General features: G+C 61.9%; 15 protein-coding genes and 2 pseudogenes. 7 read left to right on the top strand and 10 right to left on the bottom strand.

The window, feature by feature from the left end; all coding sequences use genetic code 11:
- The first annotated feature begins 585 nt into the window (after nt 1-585).
- The 4 genes from V5E97_RS25170 to V5E97_RS25185 all read left to right on the top strand — a co-directional run bounded on the left by V5E97_RS25170 (nt 586) and on the right by V5E97_RS25185 (nt 4408).
- Nucleotides 586-2241, top strand: coding sequence for an acyl-CoA mutase large subunit family protein (locus V5E97_RS25170; RefSeq protein WP_406694340.1), 1656 nt, complete (start codon nt 586-588; stop codon nt 2239-2241).
- 28 nt (nt 2242-2269) lie between these two features.
- Nucleotides 2270-3490, top strand: coding sequence for a cobalamin-dependent protein (locus tag V5E97_RS25175; RefSeq protein WP_406694341.1), 1221 nt, complete (start codon nt 2270-2272; stop codon nt 3488-3490).
- Nucleotides 3487-4047: an AMP-binding enzyme gene (locus V5E97_RS25180; RefSeq protein ID WP_406694342.1), complete on the top strand. Its 561-nt coding sequence runs from the start codon at nt 3487-3489 to the stop codon at nt 4045-4047. The genes V5E97_RS25175 and V5E97_RS25180 overlap by 4 nt, the downstream gene beginning before the upstream one ends.
- Nucleotides 4048-4129: 82 nt before the next feature.
- Entirely contained in the window at nt 4130-4408 is a 279-nt protein-coding gene (locus V5E97_RS25185) for a hypothetical protein (protein ID WP_406694343.1), read from the top strand.
- Between the two features lie 86 nt (nt 4409-4494).
- On the opposite strand, the gene V5E97_RS25190 is transcribed toward V5E97_RS25185, so the two are convergent.
- The 3 genes from V5E97_RS25190 to V5E97_RS25200 form a co-directional block, all read right to left on the bottom strand.
- On the bottom strand, nt 4495-5436 hold the full coding sequence (locus V5E97_RS25190; protein WP_406694344.1) for an IS630 family transposase: 942 nt from the start codon (nt 5434-5436) through the stop codon (nt 4495-4497).
- A gap of 136 nt (nt 5437-5572) precedes the next feature.
- Nucleotides 5573-6343, bottom strand: a complete 771-nt coding sequence (locus V5E97_RS25195) for an IS630 family transposase (protein WP_406694345.1) — start codon at nt 6341-6343, stop codon at nt 5573-5575.
- A complete protein-coding gene (locus V5E97_RS25200; RefSeq protein ID WP_406694346.1) occupies nt 6315-6467 on the bottom strand; it encodes a helix-turn-helix domain-containing protein in 153 nt (50 codons plus the stop codon). Before V5E97_RS25200 ends, V5E97_RS25195 begins: the two co-directional genes overlap by 29 nt.
- A 346-nt stretch (nt 6468-6813) precedes the next feature.
- On the opposite strand from V5E97_RS25200, the pseudogene V5E97_RS25205 reads away from it, so the two are divergent.
- Nucleotides 6814-7722 (top strand): annotated as a pseudogene (locus tag V5E97_RS25205) (IS701 family transposase); the annotation flags it as partial.
- Nucleotides 7723-7929: 207 nt separating this feature from the next.
- On the opposite strand, the gene V5E97_RS25210 reads toward V5E97_RS25205, so the two are convergent.
- The 5 genes and pseudogenes from V5E97_RS25210 to V5E97_RS25230 form a co-directional block, all read right to left on the bottom strand.
- Nucleotides 7930-9618 (bottom strand): hypothetical protein, encoded by a 1689-nt coding sequence (locus tag V5E97_RS25210; protein WP_406694348.1) that lies wholly within the window; start codon nt 9616-9618, stop codon nt 7930-7932.
- Between the two features lie 389 nt (nt 9619-10007).
- A pseudogene (locus V5E97_RS25215) lies at nt 10008-11126 on the bottom strand (IS3 family transposase).
- A gap of 64 nt (nt 11127-11190) precedes the next feature.
- Nucleotides 11191-11889 (bottom strand): protein kinase domain-containing protein, encoded by a 699-nt coding sequence (locus tag V5E97_RS25220; protein WP_406694349.1) that lies wholly within the window; start codon nt 11887-11889, stop codon nt 11191-11193.
- A complete protein-coding gene (locus V5E97_RS25225; protein ID WP_406694350.1) occupies nt 11886-12653 on the bottom strand; it encodes a helix-turn-helix transcriptional regulator in 768 nt (255 codons plus the stop codon). The genes V5E97_RS25220 and V5E97_RS25225 overlap by 4 nt, the downstream gene beginning before the upstream one ends.
- Before the next feature lie 176 nt (nt 12654-12829).
- Nucleotides 12830-13087 (bottom strand): hypothetical protein, encoded by a 258-nt coding sequence (locus V5E97_RS25230; protein WP_406694351.1) that lies wholly within the window; start codon nt 13085-13087, stop codon nt 12830-12832.
- Nucleotides 13088-13378: 291 nt separating this feature from the next.
- Here V5E97_RS25230 and V5E97_RS25235 point away from each other — a divergent pair, with 291 nt between their 5' ends.
- The gene (locus V5E97_RS25235; protein WP_406694352.1) at nt 13379-13735 is read left to right on the top strand and encodes a hypothetical protein; all 357 of its coding nucleotides are present in this window, start codon (nt 13379-13381) and stop codon (nt 13733-13735) included.
- Nucleotides 13736-14117: 382 nt separating this feature from the next.
- Here V5E97_RS25235 and V5E97_RS25240 read toward each other — a convergent pair whose 3' ends face one another.
- Together V5E97_RS25240 and V5E97_RS25245 are read right to left on the bottom strand one after the other, a co-directional pair.
- On the bottom strand, nt 14118-14801 hold the full coding sequence (locus tag V5E97_RS25240) for a transposase (RefSeq protein WP_406694353.1): 684 nt from the start codon (nt 14799-14801) through the stop codon (nt 14118-14120).
- Between the two features lie 111 nt (nt 14802-14912).
- A complete protein-coding gene (locus V5E97_RS25245) occupies nt 14913-16421 on the bottom strand; it encodes a hypothetical protein (RefSeq protein WP_406694354.1) in 1509 nt (502 codons plus the stop codon).
- A gap of 352 nt (nt 16422-16773) precedes the next feature.
- On the opposite strand from V5E97_RS25245, the gene V5E97_RS25250 reads away from it, so the two are divergent.
- Nucleotides 16774-17478: a hypothetical protein gene (locus V5E97_RS25250; RefSeq protein WP_406694355.1), complete on the top strand. Its 705-nt coding sequence runs from the start codon at nt 16774-16776 to the stop codon at nt 17476-17478.
- The last annotated feature ends 476 nt before the right edge of the window (nt 17479-17954 follow it).

Below are 17954 nucleotides of genomic sequence, written 5' to 3' on the forward strand. Positions count from 1 at the left end.
GCCCCACTTCGCGTCGTCCCTTGGCCAGGCTCCCTCACCGCACGGCGGACCATTCCCGTGCTCCTCGGCTCCGCCCCACTCTCCTCCGCCAGCGACGAACTTTCGCCCGGGACTCGGCGCCGCTCGCGCCCGACCGATCCGGCCCAGGATCGCCACGAAGAACGCACCTGACCTTTTGCGTCAGGCAGCGTGCTTCGGTCTGATCGGCCGAAGTTTGTCAGACCGACGCGCGCGATGCGCCAGCTAGCAACGGCCGGCACACCGTGATGAAGACCGTCTCCGCGCGGCCAGGACCGGCCGGCAGCCCTTGGAAGGCGACGCGACCGTCCCGCTTCGCTGTCCACGCTCCCGTGAGGCGCTGCAATTTAGCAATCGCGCGTCTCTGGGTTCGTTTTTTTCTTCCTACTGTGTCGGGCCGGCTCCCCTCGGTGGTAGGATGCCATAAGGCGTGATCGATGTTGCGGATGAGCGCGCCGGGGAGACCGAACTCGCGCGGCTCACCATTGTCCGGGGATTGCGGCTGAATCAATTCCCTGGGCCAACCCGACGCGCCCCCTTGAACTTTCCTTATGGAAGGATTCGAGCATGAGCCGGTCGCCGAGGACCAATCGCGCGGAGATGGAACGCCGGGCAGAAGAGCCGGCCACGTCGCCGGTCCGCGAGCAGCCGCCCACGACGGTGAGCGGCTGGCCGATCGAACCACTGGATCCTCCGGACGATCGGAACGGCCGCGGCGGCGAGTCTGACGACCGATATCCCGGCCAGTACCCGTTCACCCGCGGCATCCACGCGAGCATGTACCGCGGTCGTCTCTGGACGATGAGGCAGTTCGCCGGCTTTGGTACGCCCCGACAGACGAACGAGCGGTTCAAGTTCCTCCTGGGAAAGGGGCAGACCGGGCTCTCGACCGCGTTCGACCTGCCCACGCTCATGGGCCTCGATAGCGACCACCCGCGCGCGGCGGGTGAAGTCGGTCGGCTCGGCGTCGCGGTGGACACGCTCGACGACATGCGGGTGCTCTTCGACGGCATCGACCTGGAATCGACCTCGGTGTCCCTGACCATCAACGCGCCGGCGATCGTCCTCATGGCGTTCTACCTGGCCGCCGCCCAGGAACGAGGCTTCGACTTCCGAAAGCTCCGCGGGACGATCCAGAATGACATCCTCAAGGAGTTCCATGCCCAGAACGAGTTCGTGTTCCCGCCGGAGCCGAGCGTGCGGTTGGTGTGCGACGTGATCGAGTTCTGTGCCGGGCACGTGCCGCAGTGGAACCCGGTGTCGATCTCCGGCTACCACATCCGCGAAGCGGGTTCGACCGCCGCCCAGGAGTTGGCCTTCACGCTGGCCGACGGGTTCCACTACGTCGAGCAATGCCTGGCCCGCGGCCTGGCCGTGGACGCCTTCGCCCCGCGCCTCTCGTTCTTCTTCAACGCGCACAATGACCTGTTCGAGGAGGTGGCCAAGTACCGCGCCGCCCGCGGGCTCTGGGCCGAGGCGATGCGCTATCGCTACGGCGCGACCGACGAGGCGTCCTGGAAACTTCGCTTCCACGCCCAGACCGCCGGCTGCTCGCTCCAGGCCCAACAGCCGGAACTGAACCTGATCCGCGTCGCGTACCAGGCCCTCGCCGCGGTGCTCGGCGGCTGCCAGTCGTTACACACCAACAGCATGGACGAGACGCTGGCCCTGCCGTCGGAACACGCCGTCACGCTGGCCTTGCGAACCCAGCAGGTCCTGGCGTACGAAACCGGGGTCACCAATACCGCGGACCCGCTCGGCGGCAGCGACTTTGTCGAAGCCCTCGCGCGCGCGATGCAACACGACGCCCGGGGTTATTTCGACCGCATCGCATCCGTCGGCGGCATGATACCCGCCATCGAAGCCGGCTTCTTCCGCCGCGAGATCGCCGATGCCGCGTTCGCTTATCAACGGGAGGTGGACGCGAAACGGAAGCTCATCGTCGGCCTGAATGCGTTCGTCGAGGCGGATGAGAAGCCCATGGAGACCCTCACCGTGGACGACCGGGTGGAGCGAGACCAGATCGCCACGCTGCGAGCGACCCGTGGCCGGGTCGACGCCGGCGAACTGCGGCGATGTCTGGGCGAAGTTCGTCGCGCGGCCGCCATGAGCCAAAACCTGGTCGGGCCATTACTCCAGGCCGCCCATGCCCGTGCCAGCGTCGGAGAGATGATGGACGCCTTGGCGGACGTTTTCGGTCGGTACGAACCGAAGAGCGCGTGAGGGGCCTCCGTGGAGCGAAAAATCATCGATGGGCATGACGACGCCGGCGCGTATCGTCCTCGCCAAGGTCGGACTCGACGGCCACGATCGCGGCATCAAAGTCGTGGCGCGAGGGCTGCGCGATGAGGGGTTTCATGTGATCTACGCGGGGCTCTGGCAGTCGCCCGAGGCGGTGGTGCGCGCGGTGGTTGATGAGGATGCGGGTTGGTTAGGCTTGAGCCTCTTGAGCGGGGCGCACATGACGCTGGTGCCGCGGGTGTTGGAGATGATGGGGCAGGCCGGGCTGGGGGATGTCGGCCTGCTGGTGGGTGGGATCATTCCGGAAGCGGATGTGCCGAAACTGCTTCAGCTTGGCGTGGCGCGGGTGTTTGGTCCGGGCACCGTGATCCATGAGATCGCAGAATTCCTCCGCGTGCAAGACGCGGGAGGCCATGAACAACTCCTCACGCAGCCTCTGCGGTGCGATCGGCGGGCGTTGAGCCGATGGCTCACGCAGGCGGCGAGAGGGGAAGTCGCGCCGACGAACCGCGGCGGGTTTGCGGGGCCCACCGCGACCGATCACCCACAGCCCCTCTTCCCGACGGGAAGCGGGGAGGAAGAAGGCGAGGCCGCGGACCGAGCGCGCGGTCAGCCGCAGGTGATTGCCGTCACCGGCAGCGGTGGCGTGGGAAAGAGTACACTGATCGGGAAGCTCATCGAGGTCATCCGGCGGTCGCAGCGGTCGGTCGCGGTCTTGGCGTGCGATCCGCAGAGTCCGCTCACCGGCGGGGCCCTGCTCGGCGATCGCATCCGCATGCCGAATCGGCCGGCCGACGATGCGGTGTTCATCCGAAGCGTGGCCACGCCGGGCGGCCGTTCGGGTGTCGCGCCGAACGTTGATCTCATGATCGGGCTGTTCGGCCGCTTCGGATTCGACACCGTCATCGTGGAGACCGTCGGTGCCGGGCAAGGGGACACGGCCGTCCGTGATGTGGCCGATGTCGTCATTGTCCTCGTCCAACCGGAGACCGGCGACGAGCTGCAATGGGAGAAGGCCGGCCTGCTCGAAATCGCCGACATCGTGGTGGTCCACAAGGCCGATCTCTCGGGCGCGGAGCGCGTCGAGTCGCAGCTCCGCGAGCTTCTCAACATGCCCGGCTGCCGGTCGGTCCCGGTCGTGCGCGTCAGCTCGGCCAGGGAGACGGGGGTGGAAGAACTTTGGGCGGCCGTCGACGAGTGCCCAGGTCGGCCGCGTGCGGTGGCGCCGTGAAGGACGCGCTCCGCGGAGTTCGCGCAGGCGTCTGCCGAGCGAACCGAGGGGGCGACCCTGTGGGAGGTCTCAGCCCATGTCCTTCGATGACCCTCAGCTCGGGTCGGCTTGAGTACTGGAACAAGCCCGAGCGCACCGCGGAGATCTTCCGCGGCGAGTGGTACTACTCTGGCGACGTGCTCGTGCGCGACGAGGACGGCGACTTCTGGTTCAAGGGCCGCAACGACGACGTGATCAAGGCGAGCGGCTATCGCATCTCGCCGTTCGAGGTGGAAAGCGCCCTGGTCAGTCACCCGGCCGTGCTCGAAGCGGCGGCAGTCGAGGGCCCCGACCTGGTCCGCGGCATGGTCGTGAAGGCCTTCGTCGTGCTCCGCGAAGGACAGTTGCCGAGCGACTCGCTCGCCGAACAGATCCGTGAGCATATGAAACGTTCGATCGCGCCGTACAAATACCCGCGCCGGCTTGAGTTCGTGACCGCCTTGCCCAAGACCACATCCGGCAAGATCAAGCGACGTGAGCTACGCGAGCTGATGAGGGCTCGCACGGGCGGAGAATAAAGCCAAAAGCCGCGCAAACTCGCTGCCAATCTCATTCAGCAGCGGGAATATCTTGGTGTGCCGGTTGACCCCGTGGACGGCCATGACGTCCAGTAGCTTCGACCTGACGTTGACGGTGCTCGCGGATCTCCTGTACCGCGGCCTGGCCGATCGCCTCAAAGGGTTCAGCCGAACGGGGCCGTCCCGGTTGTTTCGGAAGTTCATCGACACGCCGGGCTGGCTGGAGATGACCGCCGGAGGAGTGATCGTCTCGCTGAACAAGCGGGCCCATAATCCGTTGCTGAAGAAGGCGGGATTCACCGTGCCGACACGGCCCGTACCGTGGCTGGGAGGGCGATGGATGCGTCTTGAGTGTCCTTGACGACCTCGGGCCGGACCCCGCCGTGGGTGCGGCGGGGTCGGCCAGCCTGGAGCGACCCGGTAAAGTTGAGTGTCAATTACAGCGGTTTACCTTGGCGTTGCACACAATCCGGCATGTTGGAACCAACCGAGGATATCCTGAAGCGTGACCTGCCGGAATACCCCTGCCAAGGTATCGTAGAGTCTAGTTTTCGTTCTCGCCTCCGCTCGACGAAGTCCCTGTTTGACCTTGGAGAACATCTCCTCGATCGGAGTGTAATCTGGACTATACGGTGGGAGCGGGAGCACGTCCGCCCCCGCCTTCTCGATCGCGTTCAAGACCGCGACGCTCAGGTGGGGCTTGAGATTGTCGAAGACGACCACATCTCCCTTGTGCAGTTCCGGCACTAGAGTTTCTTCGACGTACTGTTGAAACACCGCGGTGTTGGTCGCCCCTGGAAAAGCCAGCGGGGCACGCACCCCGTCCAGTCCCAAGCCCGCGATGACGGTGATCGTTTCCCAGGAGGCAGGAGAAGAGTCGACCGCCCGCTCACCCCGTGGCGCTCGGGCGTGAGTCGGAGTCATCGCCGTGGTGATCCCCGTCTCGTCCACGAAAACCAGCTGCTTTGCCTCGATTATGTGGACCTTCCGCCGGAACGAACGTCGCTTCTTTTGCACAGGGGGTTGGTCACGCTGGCTGGCGTGCAGGCTCTTCTTCTTGTAGGTCAGGTTCAAACGGTCCAGGGCATACCATAAGGTCTTCAGACTGCAGGTGAAGCCGCCTCGCTGCTGGAGTTGCTTGAGGGTGGCGTCGGGCTGCTCCAAAACCAACCCGGCGAGACGTTTCAGATCCTCTGGCCCGAGGGCCCGAGGCGGGCCACCGCGGTGCGGTTCGGGGTCCAGCATTCCGGTGGTGCGGCGACGCTGGAGCAGGCGCACGACGAAAGACGTGCTGACCCGGAAAACTCGAGCGATCGAACGGATCGAGCCCTCGTGATGATCGACCGCCGCCGCGACACGCTCACGAAGATCCAAGGAGTAAGGACGCATGGCAGTGACCTCCTTTTCCACGCAACTCACCCGGATAGATCGATCCTCCCCTGGAATTATTTGCGTGCTCAATCAGTTGGTAAACCGCTGTAGGCAAGTTGAGGCGGCCGCGAAAATCGGCGTTCATTACAGCGGTTTACTCACGTGTTGCGCACAGGCCGGCGTGATTGAACCAGCCGATGATGTCTTCGAGAATGACTTGCTTCAATCCTTCACCGATGGCGTCAGTGAGCCCCGTCACCGTTCGTGTCGACACTCGGCGGAGAAACTCCTTGACCTTCGAATACATCTCCTCGATCGGAGTGTAGTCCAGACTGTACGGCGGCAGTGGCAGCACGCTCGCCCCCACTTGCTCAATCGCCCGGGCCACGCCGGGAGCCAGGTGGGGCTTGATGTTGTCCAGCACCACCACGTCTCCCTTATGTAACGAGGGGACCAGAACTTGATCGACGTAGGTCTGGAACGCCGTCGTGTCGGTCGCAACGGGAAACGTCAGCGGGGCGCGGACCCCGTTCAGGCTCAGGGCCGAGATCACGGTCATCGATTCCCACGCGCCGGGGGCCGAGTCCACGGCCCGCTCACCGCGCGGCGCGCGGGCGTGGGTAGGAGTCATCGCCGTGGTGACCCCGGTCTCATCCACGAAAACAAGCCGTTTGGGCTCGATCTTCTTCACCTTCCGGCGGAACGAGCGGCGTTTCGTCTGCACATCGGGTCGGTCCCGTTCGCTGGCGTGCAAGCTCTTCTTCTTGAAGGTCAGGTCCAGGCCGCGCACGGCGAACCACAAGGTCTTCAGGCTACAGGTGAAGCCGCCTCGCTCCTTCAGTTGCTTCAAAGTGGCGTCGGGTTGCTTGCGGATCAAATCGGTCAGGCGTCGGAGGTCATCGGGTCCCAGAGCCGCGGGGAGCACCTCCGTGCGGCTTCGGCTCGAGCGTGCCGGCCTGGCGGCGGCGTTGGAGAAAGCGGACCACGAACGATACACTCACGCGGAACAGTTGGGCGATCTCACGCAGGGAACCTTCCTGCTGGTCCACGGCGGCCGCGACTCGCTCACGAAGATCGGTCGAAGTAGGGACGCATGGCGATCTCCTCAGAAAGGGACTACCCTCAAAGGGAATTATTCGCGCATGCAACCCGTGGGTAAACCGCTGTAGCCCGTCTAACTTTACCCCCTGAAGGGCATCAATTCGGCGAAAATCGTGTCCCGGAACAGGGTAAGGTTTCAGGGTTTTATGGAACCATCCTCGCTAATGGATCGCGTGGAGGCTGCCCTTCCGGCGACGCCGCCGCACGGCGCCTTGCTGGGACTCGCCCGAGAGCTACGAGATTGCGCGATGCCCCAGGCGGAGCTCCTCGCGCTCTTCGATGCCGCTCGTGAAGCTCGGCATCGCCGTGCCGATCCCGATGCGAGCCGATCGCTACTACTGCCTGCCGGTGCTCTGGCGGCTCTTCCGCAAGAAGGGCGAGCCGGGATACCAGACCCGCCCCCAGTCGGCCGCGCCGCTGGCGCGGAAGTTGGCCCAGGCCAATCCCGAGCGGACCTTCTGGCTGGTCGGCGACAGTGCATACGTCAACGCGGCCGTGCTGCGGGATCGGCCTGCGAACCTCCTGGTCATCGGGCCGCTGCACTGGAAGGCAGCGCTGTACGAGCGGCCCGCGCCGCGACAGCCCAAGCAGAGGGGCGCCTCGCGCAAGAAGGGGGATCGCCTCCCGAACCCCAAGGCGATGATCGAGGACACCACGACCTACCCGGCGGAACTCCTGACGATCGACTTCCCGAAGGGGGCACGCGAGCTTCGGGTGCAGGTGATCCGGGACGTACTCTGGTACAAGGGGAGCAAGACCGATCCGGTGATGGTCGTGCTGGTCCGCGACCCACTGGGCCAATGGCGCGACGAGGCGTTGGTGTCGACGGACACGACGGTCTCGGCAGGTTTCGTGATCCTGGGATACTGCCGAAGATGGAGTGTGGAACTGGCGATCTTCGACAGCAACCAGTTCCTCGGGCTGCACGATCCGCGGGTGCGGAGCGTGGAGCGGGCGCACCCGATGTCGTGGTTCGTGGGATCGCTGACGATCCTGTGGTACTGCGTGAAGGGTCATGAGGGATCCCATGTCGAACGGGAACGTCCGTGGTACGAGGACCGAGTGATGCCGACGTTCACGGACATGCTTGGTGCGTTACGCTTGCAGATGTGGGAATTCAAAGTTTACAGAGAGTCCGGCGAGGAGCTACCCTCACCAGAATGCATCAGGAAACTACTCCACAAGCTATCAGCCGTGGCCTGAGGTCCGAAAGTCTAGTCAGAGGCTCTACCCGGATTCCGAATAGTCGGCGTGACCTGACGGCCCCGGCCAGGAGCCTACTCGCCTGCACTGTCCACAGAATCCCGAAAAGTCGTCATGCCGCGTTGCGGCTCACAGAAACCATGAAAAATTGGAAGCCTGGGGCGGATGACGAAGCTGATTCTTCGTATTTCTAGAGCAGTGCAGTGGTCAGTGGAGCGAGATCAATCGACGACGGGCAACGTCGGCCAAAGCCTTCTCTCGCCTCCAAAACGAACTCCAGTTCTCCTGCTCTTGCGCCTCAAGATCTAATAAATGTGTCGACTCGCGGACCTTCTCCATTTCAGGGGCGTGCTCAATTCCGGTGAGAATCAGAAAGATGTTGCTAGCAGGTGCCGCCGTCGTTGGCCGCTCGAGTGCCGATGTGAAATCGAGGAGGAGCTGGTTGGAGACTTCGTAGGCCTTCGTACGCCAGCGTCTGCGTTCGTCTCCCGTTGATTTTGGATCGCGGTGTGATGTGCCCGCTGCTATGAGGGAATAAATAGGTAGTGGCTCGTAAACATTGAGTTCTCCGGACAGTTGCGGTGAACTCATCAATTCCTCAAAGAGCCGGGCAGCCTCGGCATGACGCTTTCGGGAGTGCCATGCTACGGCCAATGCGATGCGGTCTGAGTTCTTCAATCGCGGCCACTGCTCCTCACGTCCCGCGTCAATCTTCTCTAGGCATCGGCTGACACGCGCGATCGATGACGCAGGGCCAAACGCATACTGTTTTACATGTTCTGGCGCATCTGTGACGAACTGTCCAATTTGAGCGAACTTGCCTTGGCCCATCAGGTGATAAAAGTAGAGGGGGAGGTTAGCCAAATAGCTTGGGTTATGGAAATCGTTGTTTCGAGCATGAATCTCCATCGCCTCGTCGATTAGTGAATGAAAAGACACGCGATCTCCGCTCGCCCATGTTGCGTGGATCAGGCTCCAGACAATATCTGGATCGCCGGGATCCAGGAGATGTGCGTTTGAGAGTAGGTTAACGCAATCCTTTATGTTGGGCCGGTCGCCGACGAGTATGATCACGGATTTCCAGTGGAGTGCTTTAGCATTACGCGGGTGATCGCGAAGGATGCTTTCGGCAATCTCAAGTGCTTCAGCGTGCCTCGCGAAGTGTGCCAGACAATGAATGTGTTGCAGCCGGATGAACAGGTCATCGGGGTGACGAGTCCTAGCGACGTCGATCTGCTCTGCGAAGGTTGACATCGTCCCGCTATCGTGGGCGACGAGGATGGCACGCCTACCGATGTCCAGTCGATCCGGCTGAGCGAGCAGTGCCGTACGCAGGTGCTTCAAGGCTTCGACGGTCCGGTGTTCGTTCAAGAGAAGCATCGCCTGCTCGTGTTCCCGATTGCAGCGCTCGGCCTTCTCAAGCTCGGCTTTGACCGTCGTCACAGCGGCGTTGATCCTCGCTGCCAGTTGCTTCGTTGTCTCCAGTCGCAAGACGGACCGAACTCTGTCGAGGATGGCACGGGCGACGGACTCCGCGGACCCTGGCACCAGAGAATCTCGCGCGGCTTCCAGCTCCTTCTCCGATGCGAGCCACTGCTTGCTCGAATCAACGGTACGATCGACGGATCTGGCAATGACCACGGCGGCCCGATAGTGACCGCGGGCTCCAGCGACCTGCCAGGAAGATCGCTGGGCCAGCCAGCAGCTGAACGATGCGAATGCGACGAGGGCCACTGCAATAGCAGTAGCCGTCGCGGGACTCCGCCGCGCCCACAACGAAGTTCGCGTAACTGGGCCGTAGCGATGAGCCAGCACCGGCAGATGTTCAAGTTGGCGACGGAGATCATCGGCCAGTGCCCCGGCCGTCTTGTATCGATCGTCAGGAGCGAGCGCCATCGCCCTGTCGCAGATCGAGACTAACGAGCGTGGGATCGCACGGTTGATCTTTCGGAGGGGCTTTGGTTTGATTGCCTTACCATTTGGGCGTCCCTTCCGTGTGATTCCCTCGAACGGGGCTTGGCCTGCCAGGATGTGGTAGAGCGTCGCTCCGAGGTTGTAAATATCACTGCTCGGGCTGAGACGATCTGGGTCGCCGTCCAACTGCTCTGGGCTGGCATAATCCGGTGTCCCCTCGAACTGCGGCGTGAAGTGGTCCCCAATGTCCAGACCACTCGGCCCGGTTTTTAAGTTATGCTTCGGCCCCGCTCTCCCCTCTCAAGGCCCGACCGGCTCGGCATGCAATCGGTGGCCGGAACGAACGCGGGACTCCACCCCGCTCTCCCCTCTCAAGGCCCGACCGGCTCGGCACCATGGTAGACCTCGGCGGGCGTGCGATAGGCCAAGCTCTGGTGCAAGCGCTCGTGGTTGTAAAACGCAAACCACCTTTCAAGGCCGGCTTTCAATTCTCTGGCACTGCAATATGCTTTCAAATAAATGTCCTCGTATTTCAGAGACCGCCACAGCCGCTCGACGAACACGTTGTCCAACGCCCTCCCGCGTCCGTCCATGCTCACCGCGATCCCTTCCGCCTCAAGCCGGCCGGTGAAGGCCCGCGCCGTGAATTGCACGCCTTGGTCGGTGTTGAAGATCTCGGGGCGTCCTCCCTCCAACGCCGCGTCCAACGCCTCCAGGCAGAACCGGCCGTCGAGCGTATTCGACAGCCGCCAGAGAGCACGAACCGGCTGTGCCAGTCGATCACCGCCGCCAGGAACATGAAGCCCTGGTTGAGCGGGAGGTACGTCACGTCGGTGGACCAAACCTGATTGCGTCGCTCGATCGTCAGGTCTCGAAGCAAGTACGGGTAAACCTTGTGGTCAGGGTTTCGCGTCGTGGTTCGAGGCCCGGATGAGCGCCTCAGACCCATCAATTCCATCAGGCGGCTCACGCGTTTGCGGTTGACCTCCTCTCCTGCCTCGTCAGCCAGGCCGTCATGCGGCGGCTGCCGTAAACAGCGTCTTGAGATATTGCTCGTCGATCCGCCTCATCAGGCTCAGGTTCTCGAGGGTCTCCGTCGCCGGCTCGTAGTAAAGCTCGACCGATTGAGTCCCAGCAGCTCACATTGGCGACGAACACTCAAGTGAGGATGCGTGGATTCGATTAAGGCTCTTTTGGCCTCGACCTCACAAGGCAGATTTTTTTTTCACCCAGGCCAGCTCCATCTGGAGCCGCCCGATCTGCTCGTACAATTCGGTCTGGAGCTTCTCGTGGTCGGGCCGGCGGGCGGCCGACCCGTTCTCGAAGAGGCCCTCCAGGCCGTCCAGGAGTTGCTTCTTCCACTGGCTGATCTGCACCGGGTGAATCTGGTGCTGCTTGGCCAGTTCGGAGATCGTCTTGTCCTGCTTGGCGGCTTCCAAGGCGACCTTCGCCTTGAACGCCGCCGAGTGTCGCTTGCGGATTTGTCCCATGCTTCGCCCTCGGTAAGACCTCCCTCAATGATAACTTACCGAGTGGTCCGAAATCTGGGGGCCACTATAGCGCCTCCTTGGTGCTCCTGTCGTCCGCGACGTTAGTTCTGAGCGCAAGCCCCCAATCGATCACTACGACCTCCCCGAACAAGCCGAGCATGATGTTACTCGGCTTGAGGTCGCGGTGAAGGATGTCTTGAGAGTGGGCATAATCGACGGCGTGGCACGCTGCCACCAGTGCGCGTATGAGCGGAGCGGTGTCATTGTCGAACGAGTGCCGACGATCTTGGCTGGCCAGATGGATCGCTTGTTTCATCGAGTGGCCAGCGACGGGGCGCATCGCAAAATACGGGATGCCGCGGGCGTTCCGGTCGTAATCGTAGACCGGTATTATGTTGGGATGCTGGAGCGACGCCGTTATCTCCGCCTCGCGTTCCAGATGTGAAATCGCCCGACGGTTCTTCTCGCCATCGGGGCGGACGGTCTTGTACGCGATTGGCCGACCGCCCATCTTCGCGTCACTGCCCCCGTAGACGAAACCCTGGCCGCCCCAGTTAATTAACCGACTGAGCCGGAAACGCCCTTTCATCGGGCGGAGTTCTAGCTCGTCCTTCACGAACTCTCGGAGGTTGCGCGCGTTCTCTTCCGCCTCCAGTGAGTTGGGGGAGAGGATCTCGCGAACGCCTTCGATATAGTCGGGAGGACTTCCTCCGATGATCTCTCGAGAATCCGCATCGCTGTTCACGCCATTGGGTTCGTTCATGACTGGGACAACCTTGATTGCTCTTCTTCCAACTCGTGTCGATGCCGACCGATGATCCCTTGAATCTTTTGGCGATCACAACTGCGGGTGACGTCGCGGATCGTGTGGCGCTCGCGTTCTATCGTTGGGACCGAATAATCAAGCTTCTCCGCGATCTCCTCGTTCGAGAAACCATCCTCCACAAGCTTAAGGACCTCGATCCCGCGGGGGGTGAGTCGTTTGCAGATACATCTGCGCAAGTCGACGGCGAGGGCCTGCCCGAGCGGTCCTGGAGCCCGTTCGATCGCGTAATCATCGGCGAATGCGACGAACCGCTGGTCATGGCGCTCGTCGCCGCGACGTAGCTTTCTGTCCATACTCCGGAGCCCAACAGCGAGGTCGATGCGCCCTCGCCGTCTTACTCCGTTCATCTTCCATTTCGAGAGGAGAAAAGCGAGACAGGCCCAGCGATCCTGCTGTAGCTCCTTCGCGGCTACTGCAGACGGCCTCCAGAGGCGTATTGTTTGGAGCCAGGTGTCGATGCGTTCGAACGCTTTGACATTCGCCTCATCGATACGGCTGCGTGCTTCGTCTTTCGCATCGTTGATGCGGCCGCGTGCTTCGTCTTTCGTCTCGCGTGTGCATGCTTGATGCAAGATGATTTCGACCGCCTCGGTCACCGAATGGCCCATCGCGATCTCCTGAGCGGTCAATGGACCTCGTGGGGCACCGTCCCTGGACCGGTTTCTTTCTGGTTGCGTCCTTGAGTCACCGTCATAGGACATTATGAAAGAGAATACCCCTCACGGCTTCCAGAAAAAATTCGTAACTTCTTGCGCCGCGCGGGCCGGGCAATCGGGCTAACTGGTCGCGGCAGCAGTTCTTATGCTTACGACACCCACTCGCCCCATTTCTCGGTGATCTGCCTGTCACGTAGGACGTCCGCCCCTCTTGGCCGAGTTCAGGTGTACGGGCGGTACATGGCCGGGCAGTCCTCACACCGGGCGTGGTGCCGCAGGACGACGTCGTTGTGGTCGTTCGAGTTCGCCGCGGTGTCCGGGCTCGCCGAGGCGATGGAAATGCTAGAGGCAGGAGAGTTCGCCGAGCTGATCGCGTTCCTGACGAGCCCGGCGGCCCGTGGGTGCGGACGAACAGCCTTGTGGAGCGGACCAACCGGCGGCTCAGCTTCCTTGAGCATGTGCGGTTCAAGTGGAGGCACCGCCGGACGTTGGTCCGGTTCATCGTCTTGACGTCGAACCGGTGGCGGCGGATCGATCGGAAGGTTCCGACGCGATGTTGCCCGGGACAAGGCCACCAGGAATGCCGACAAACCGCGAAGTCGCTTAACCCTCGATCATACTGTCGGGTTGAGCGAGAAGTCTCACGAGAGGTCGGAGAATCGATGAGGGGTAACGACCGCCTAAGCGTCCCTAGATAGGTAGCGGCGGAAACGGTTCGTCGCACCGCCCATCCGGGCATTGGAACGATGGTACCCCGAGGATGCTACGCCATGTGGACTAAACTGAAGGAAATGGGTCGCATTGCGATGATCGCCGTCTTGGCGACCCTGGTCTCGATCGCCGGTCCGGTCTACGCCGCCGGCACGGCCAGCGTTCACTTGAAGAACGCGACCGGTCGGGCGGTTTGGGCCGTGATGGACACGGAGCGGGAGGTACACCTCATCGCACCTGGAGCGCAGGAGGTTTTCCACAAGGCGAACATCTTCGACTCGCCCACCCTGCGCCTGTACGAAGTCGGAGCGAACAATAGCCGGGGTGCCCTCCTTCATGCTCGTGATATCGGCATCATCAGCCCATTCCACTCACACGAGCATTGGACCTGGGACGGTGCCCGCCTCTCTGATTGAAGTGCACACCAGATCAGAGCGATCAAGATTGAACGGGACACGCGTTGGCGTGTCCCGTTCTTTTTTTTGTGCTGCGCCTCCATCATGATCGCTCCCACCCCAGTTCGTGCAGGAGCGCCTCGGCTCGTGTTCTGACCTCGGCGTCGCAATGTCGGCGCGCCCAGACGAGCACGCGAAGCGCCCTCGGCCCCCACTCGCGTAGCGCCCGCGTCGCCGCGTCACGAGACCTGTCGGGGGGAGAAAAGGGGTCAGGGGGGAGAAAAGGGATCAGGAGCGAATGGTACGAGGACAAGGATTCCGTACAGTACCTTTTCAGGCTCCTGTACACTGTTTTTGCGACGAAAACTAATGGACGCCCGCTCTTAACCTCGTGCCATTCGGATCAGGAGCCGTTTTTTTGCTTCTTAGGTCGTCCTATCGGCTGCAAGGTGGATCCGAGCCCCAAGCGAGTCGCCGTCGTCATCTGCCAGTCCGGGGTGCCGAACGGTTGTCCCCGAGTGATCGCACGCTGCATCGCCTCTTCCTCCGCCACGCTCAATGGTGCATTGACACGCTCAATCCAATGGCGAGGTCGCGGGATCGGCCAACGACTCAAACTCACGCCAGGTGAAGCCTTCTTGGTGGGGGCTCTCCCAAGGCTCCCCCACCGCCACTGCTCAGCCTGGGTGGTGAGCCCCGCACGCAGCGCGTTTCGCTCGACGTAGCGGCAGACGGTGACGAGGTGGTCGTCTCCCTGCACGGGAAAGGACTTGAACCGACCCTGGTAGAGATGCCCTGAACCCGCCGAATGACGGTGGGCATGCCACCGCTGGGTGTGGGTCATGGTCAGCCAGCGCATGAACAGTGAGAGGTCGCCATCGGCATGGGGCCAAAGGACCAGGTGGAAGTGATTGGGCATGACGCAGTAGGCGAGCAACCGCATGTCGTAGCGAGTGACCGCCTCGGCGAGAACGCGTTCAAACGCCTCAAAATCTCCATCGTCGCCGAAGATGGTTAGGCGAGCGTTGGCGCGATTCAAGGCGTGATAGATCAGCCCGCCTTCAGCGGCGCGAGGTGGTCGACTCATGGCTCGAATCTATCGCGTACCGAGTAAAGCGTCAAGATCGGCTCCTGACCCCCTTTCTGGCCGCGACGCCGACAGATGAACCTGTTCTAAAATAGGCGAGCCCGCCGTATTTCACCTGAAGGCAGCAAACAGCCCGGTGGCGATCGCCGCGACCAGAATTACGAGAAGCGCGATGGCGATCCAACCACGCCGACTCCTCGGAGACGTAGGAGCAGGCGGTGCAGCAAAGGGCTCCAAGACGAGCGTCTTTCCGTCATCGATGCCAAGCACTCTCGCGGCTGCACCGTAAGGGCAAGTCGGGAACACCCATCCCTTTCGCCAAGGCCGATTCAAGCAGTCTTCGCCGTCTTTTGTCCCAAAATTGCAGCCGTTGTACACCGGACAGGGCCATGTCGGATTTGCTCCCCTCCACACCTTGCTGAAGAGGTCAACGACTCCGCGATTGAACATCACGGCACTCGTGGTTCTCGCGTCGGCGCTGATTTGGTAGATCGAGCCGTCAGGCCAGATCAGCAAGGGGATATGCACCTCCCCAAACATCAGCGGCAGAGCGGCATCGCGCGCGGCATCGGTCATTGCGCCGCTGTCCTGGCAGAGGAAAGTATCGAGGGGGAAGCGGCGATCCAGGTCCAGATGCAGCAAGAGCAAACGTCCTGCGTGATCGTGGTACCAGCGGAATAGGACTTCCATCACGTCATTGCCTTGCTCGCCGTAGGCGTCAGCCATTTGCCGGAGCATGGCCACGACTTCGTTCGAATTCCGATCGAATTCGCGGCTGATTGCCTCCTGGCGCGCGCGGTCGTAGATCGCCTCTGGCGGCGGCAGATTTCGGCCTCCTTGCTCCAACTCCTCGATCAGCGTGAAAAGCGTATTCGCCGGCGCAAGATCCTGTAGCGCCCAATGGCAGATCGCGACGCACTGGCGGGGCGTGACGTCGTCGAAGTAATGGGCAAGAATTCGATCGACGACCATGTATTCGAAGCCGGCAGACTCGGGGCGTTTCGGCCTTCCGCCGTGCAGGATGCCGACGGCAACCGCATACGCCTCCTTGATCTCCCAGGCGCCGAGGCGGTGGGAGTATTCTTCGCCGGTCGCTTCATCGACTAACGTGACGATCGTATCCCGGCCTTCGATGGTGCGGCCAGAAAGCGGTATCTCATAAGGATGGACCACGTAGCGCAGAAACTTCCATTCTCGCCCTCGTGTCCAGCGATGCTTCGGGTCGGCCTTGGCGCGAAGGAAGTCGAGTTCGATGGCAAAGCGCGTTTCGTCGTTCAGTCGGTGATCGGTGGGATTCCTCCCTACCACGGGGAAAGGTACAGCTTCGCCTGAACGTCCGACGTGACCGGCAGCGGCCCCCACCTGATCCCATAGGTTGAGAAAGTCCATAATGCCACGGAACGTCGAAATGTCCTGCACTAGATGGCTGATCTCATGCATGAATGTGGGAAAAGCGGCACGCGGGATCGTCAGAGGCCCAACCGTTGGCAGGCTAGCGGCTGTGATCGCCGGGTGGAGCATCTGGATGGTGAATGCACGCGGCAGATAGCTTCCGAGAACCGCAAGTTCCTCTTCACCAGGGACTTCTGTCATCTTTCTCTCCTGCGTCGCCCACCGCAACCGCCCGCCAATTGCTAGCTTCATTCTACGGATTTAATCGAAGCGCCGCTGTGGCAAGTTGTCTTCGGCGTGCTTGAACTGACGGCGCTCCTCATGGTCTTGGCTCGGCCGCCCGGTTGCGACGCTCAGAGGCATCACCCGAAGACGGCTGATGCCTCTTCGGTCCCTTTGGAGGGTTTTCGATTCTCTCTACTTCTGAAGAGGAAGAGGGTTCAGGACCTTGACAGCAGCAGCCTTACCCGTTGGACCAGAATCCCAAGCGCGTGCTCAACTTTGTCCTTCCCCTCCGCACGAACCCATGGCCCTCCCGTCGCGTCAGAGGGGGACGGATTTCAAGAAAGGGGCATCTGACATGGACCCGTGGCGCATACAGCTCCAGGAGCGCATCAGCCTAGCGCTTGACCACCTAGACCAGGCCAACACCATTTTCAATTTCGTAGCTTTCGCGTTCATGACTTTTCGAGGGACTGGCGACCCCAGATGGGATCATAAGCTTGCTGCCCTCGTCAACGTGTCGGATATCGCTGACCCGATTGAACTTATGGATCGGGACAGCGAATTCGACGATGGCATCATTACCGTCGCCGCGAGAGAGATAGCCCTACGCCGCCTGCCACGTCTGCTCTCCATCGCTCTCGTAAGCAGTGTTGAGACGGCCCTTGAGGACATCGCGGCAATCTGCATCCGCCGTGATAATCCAGCGAAGATAGAGGAGCAAGTCGCCAAGGAATCCAAGAAAGCTATCGCCGGCCCGGCGTCGAAGTACGTGCCCGCCCTCGCCAGCATCACGGGATTGAGTAGCTTCGGGGACGCCGATTGGGAGGATTTCTTCGAACTCGTGGCGGCCCGGAACGTCCTTGTGCACGAAACCGCCCCCGTCGCGTCGGCACGCTACTTGGCATCTGCGGGCAGTGCCGCCCGCGTAACCGAGGGGGAAACACTTCCAATCACGATTACCTACCTGACTGAGAAGCACGCATACATGAAGGTCCTTTTTCTGAACCTTCTCCAAGAAGCCATCGGCAATCCTCGGCTCACCCCTCCGAGGCAAAAGTAGTAGGTGCCGAATGCGCAGAAGAAGGGCGCCTAAGGCGTCGCCGCCCGCACCAAGGCCTGGATGGCGGACACGATGTGGGGCGGCAGATCCGCCCGTTTGGCAAGGACTTCGGCTAGCTCTTGCGTTGGTGCCTCCAGCCTGCAGCCACTTTGCAGCCAGCGGCACCCGCCTGAAACGCAACCATTAAACGGGGAAGTGATTTGCGTCGAATGGACCGCGGGTGCAATTCCCTCGTTTTCTATCTCTGTCATCTGCTGTAACTCGCTGTTATAGGACGCCATGCGGCGACGGCCGTCTCGTACCATCTTCGGGTGGCGGGTACGTTGCCCGCCGCCCCGACGACAACCGGCGTCTGGAGGCGTCACCGCGTGCCGTGCCGCGACCCCGGACGGTCGAGTCCGTGGACCGGCCGTCACAGACGTCGCATGGCAATTCACCCTCGGTTCGATTGACCTCGGTAAATCGGACCGAAGCGT

Origin of the sequence: Singulisphaera photorubra (assembly GCF_045290345.1) — a bacterium.
Lineage (GTDB): Bacteria > Planctomycetota > Planctomycetia > Isosphaerales > Isosphaeraceae > Singulisphaera.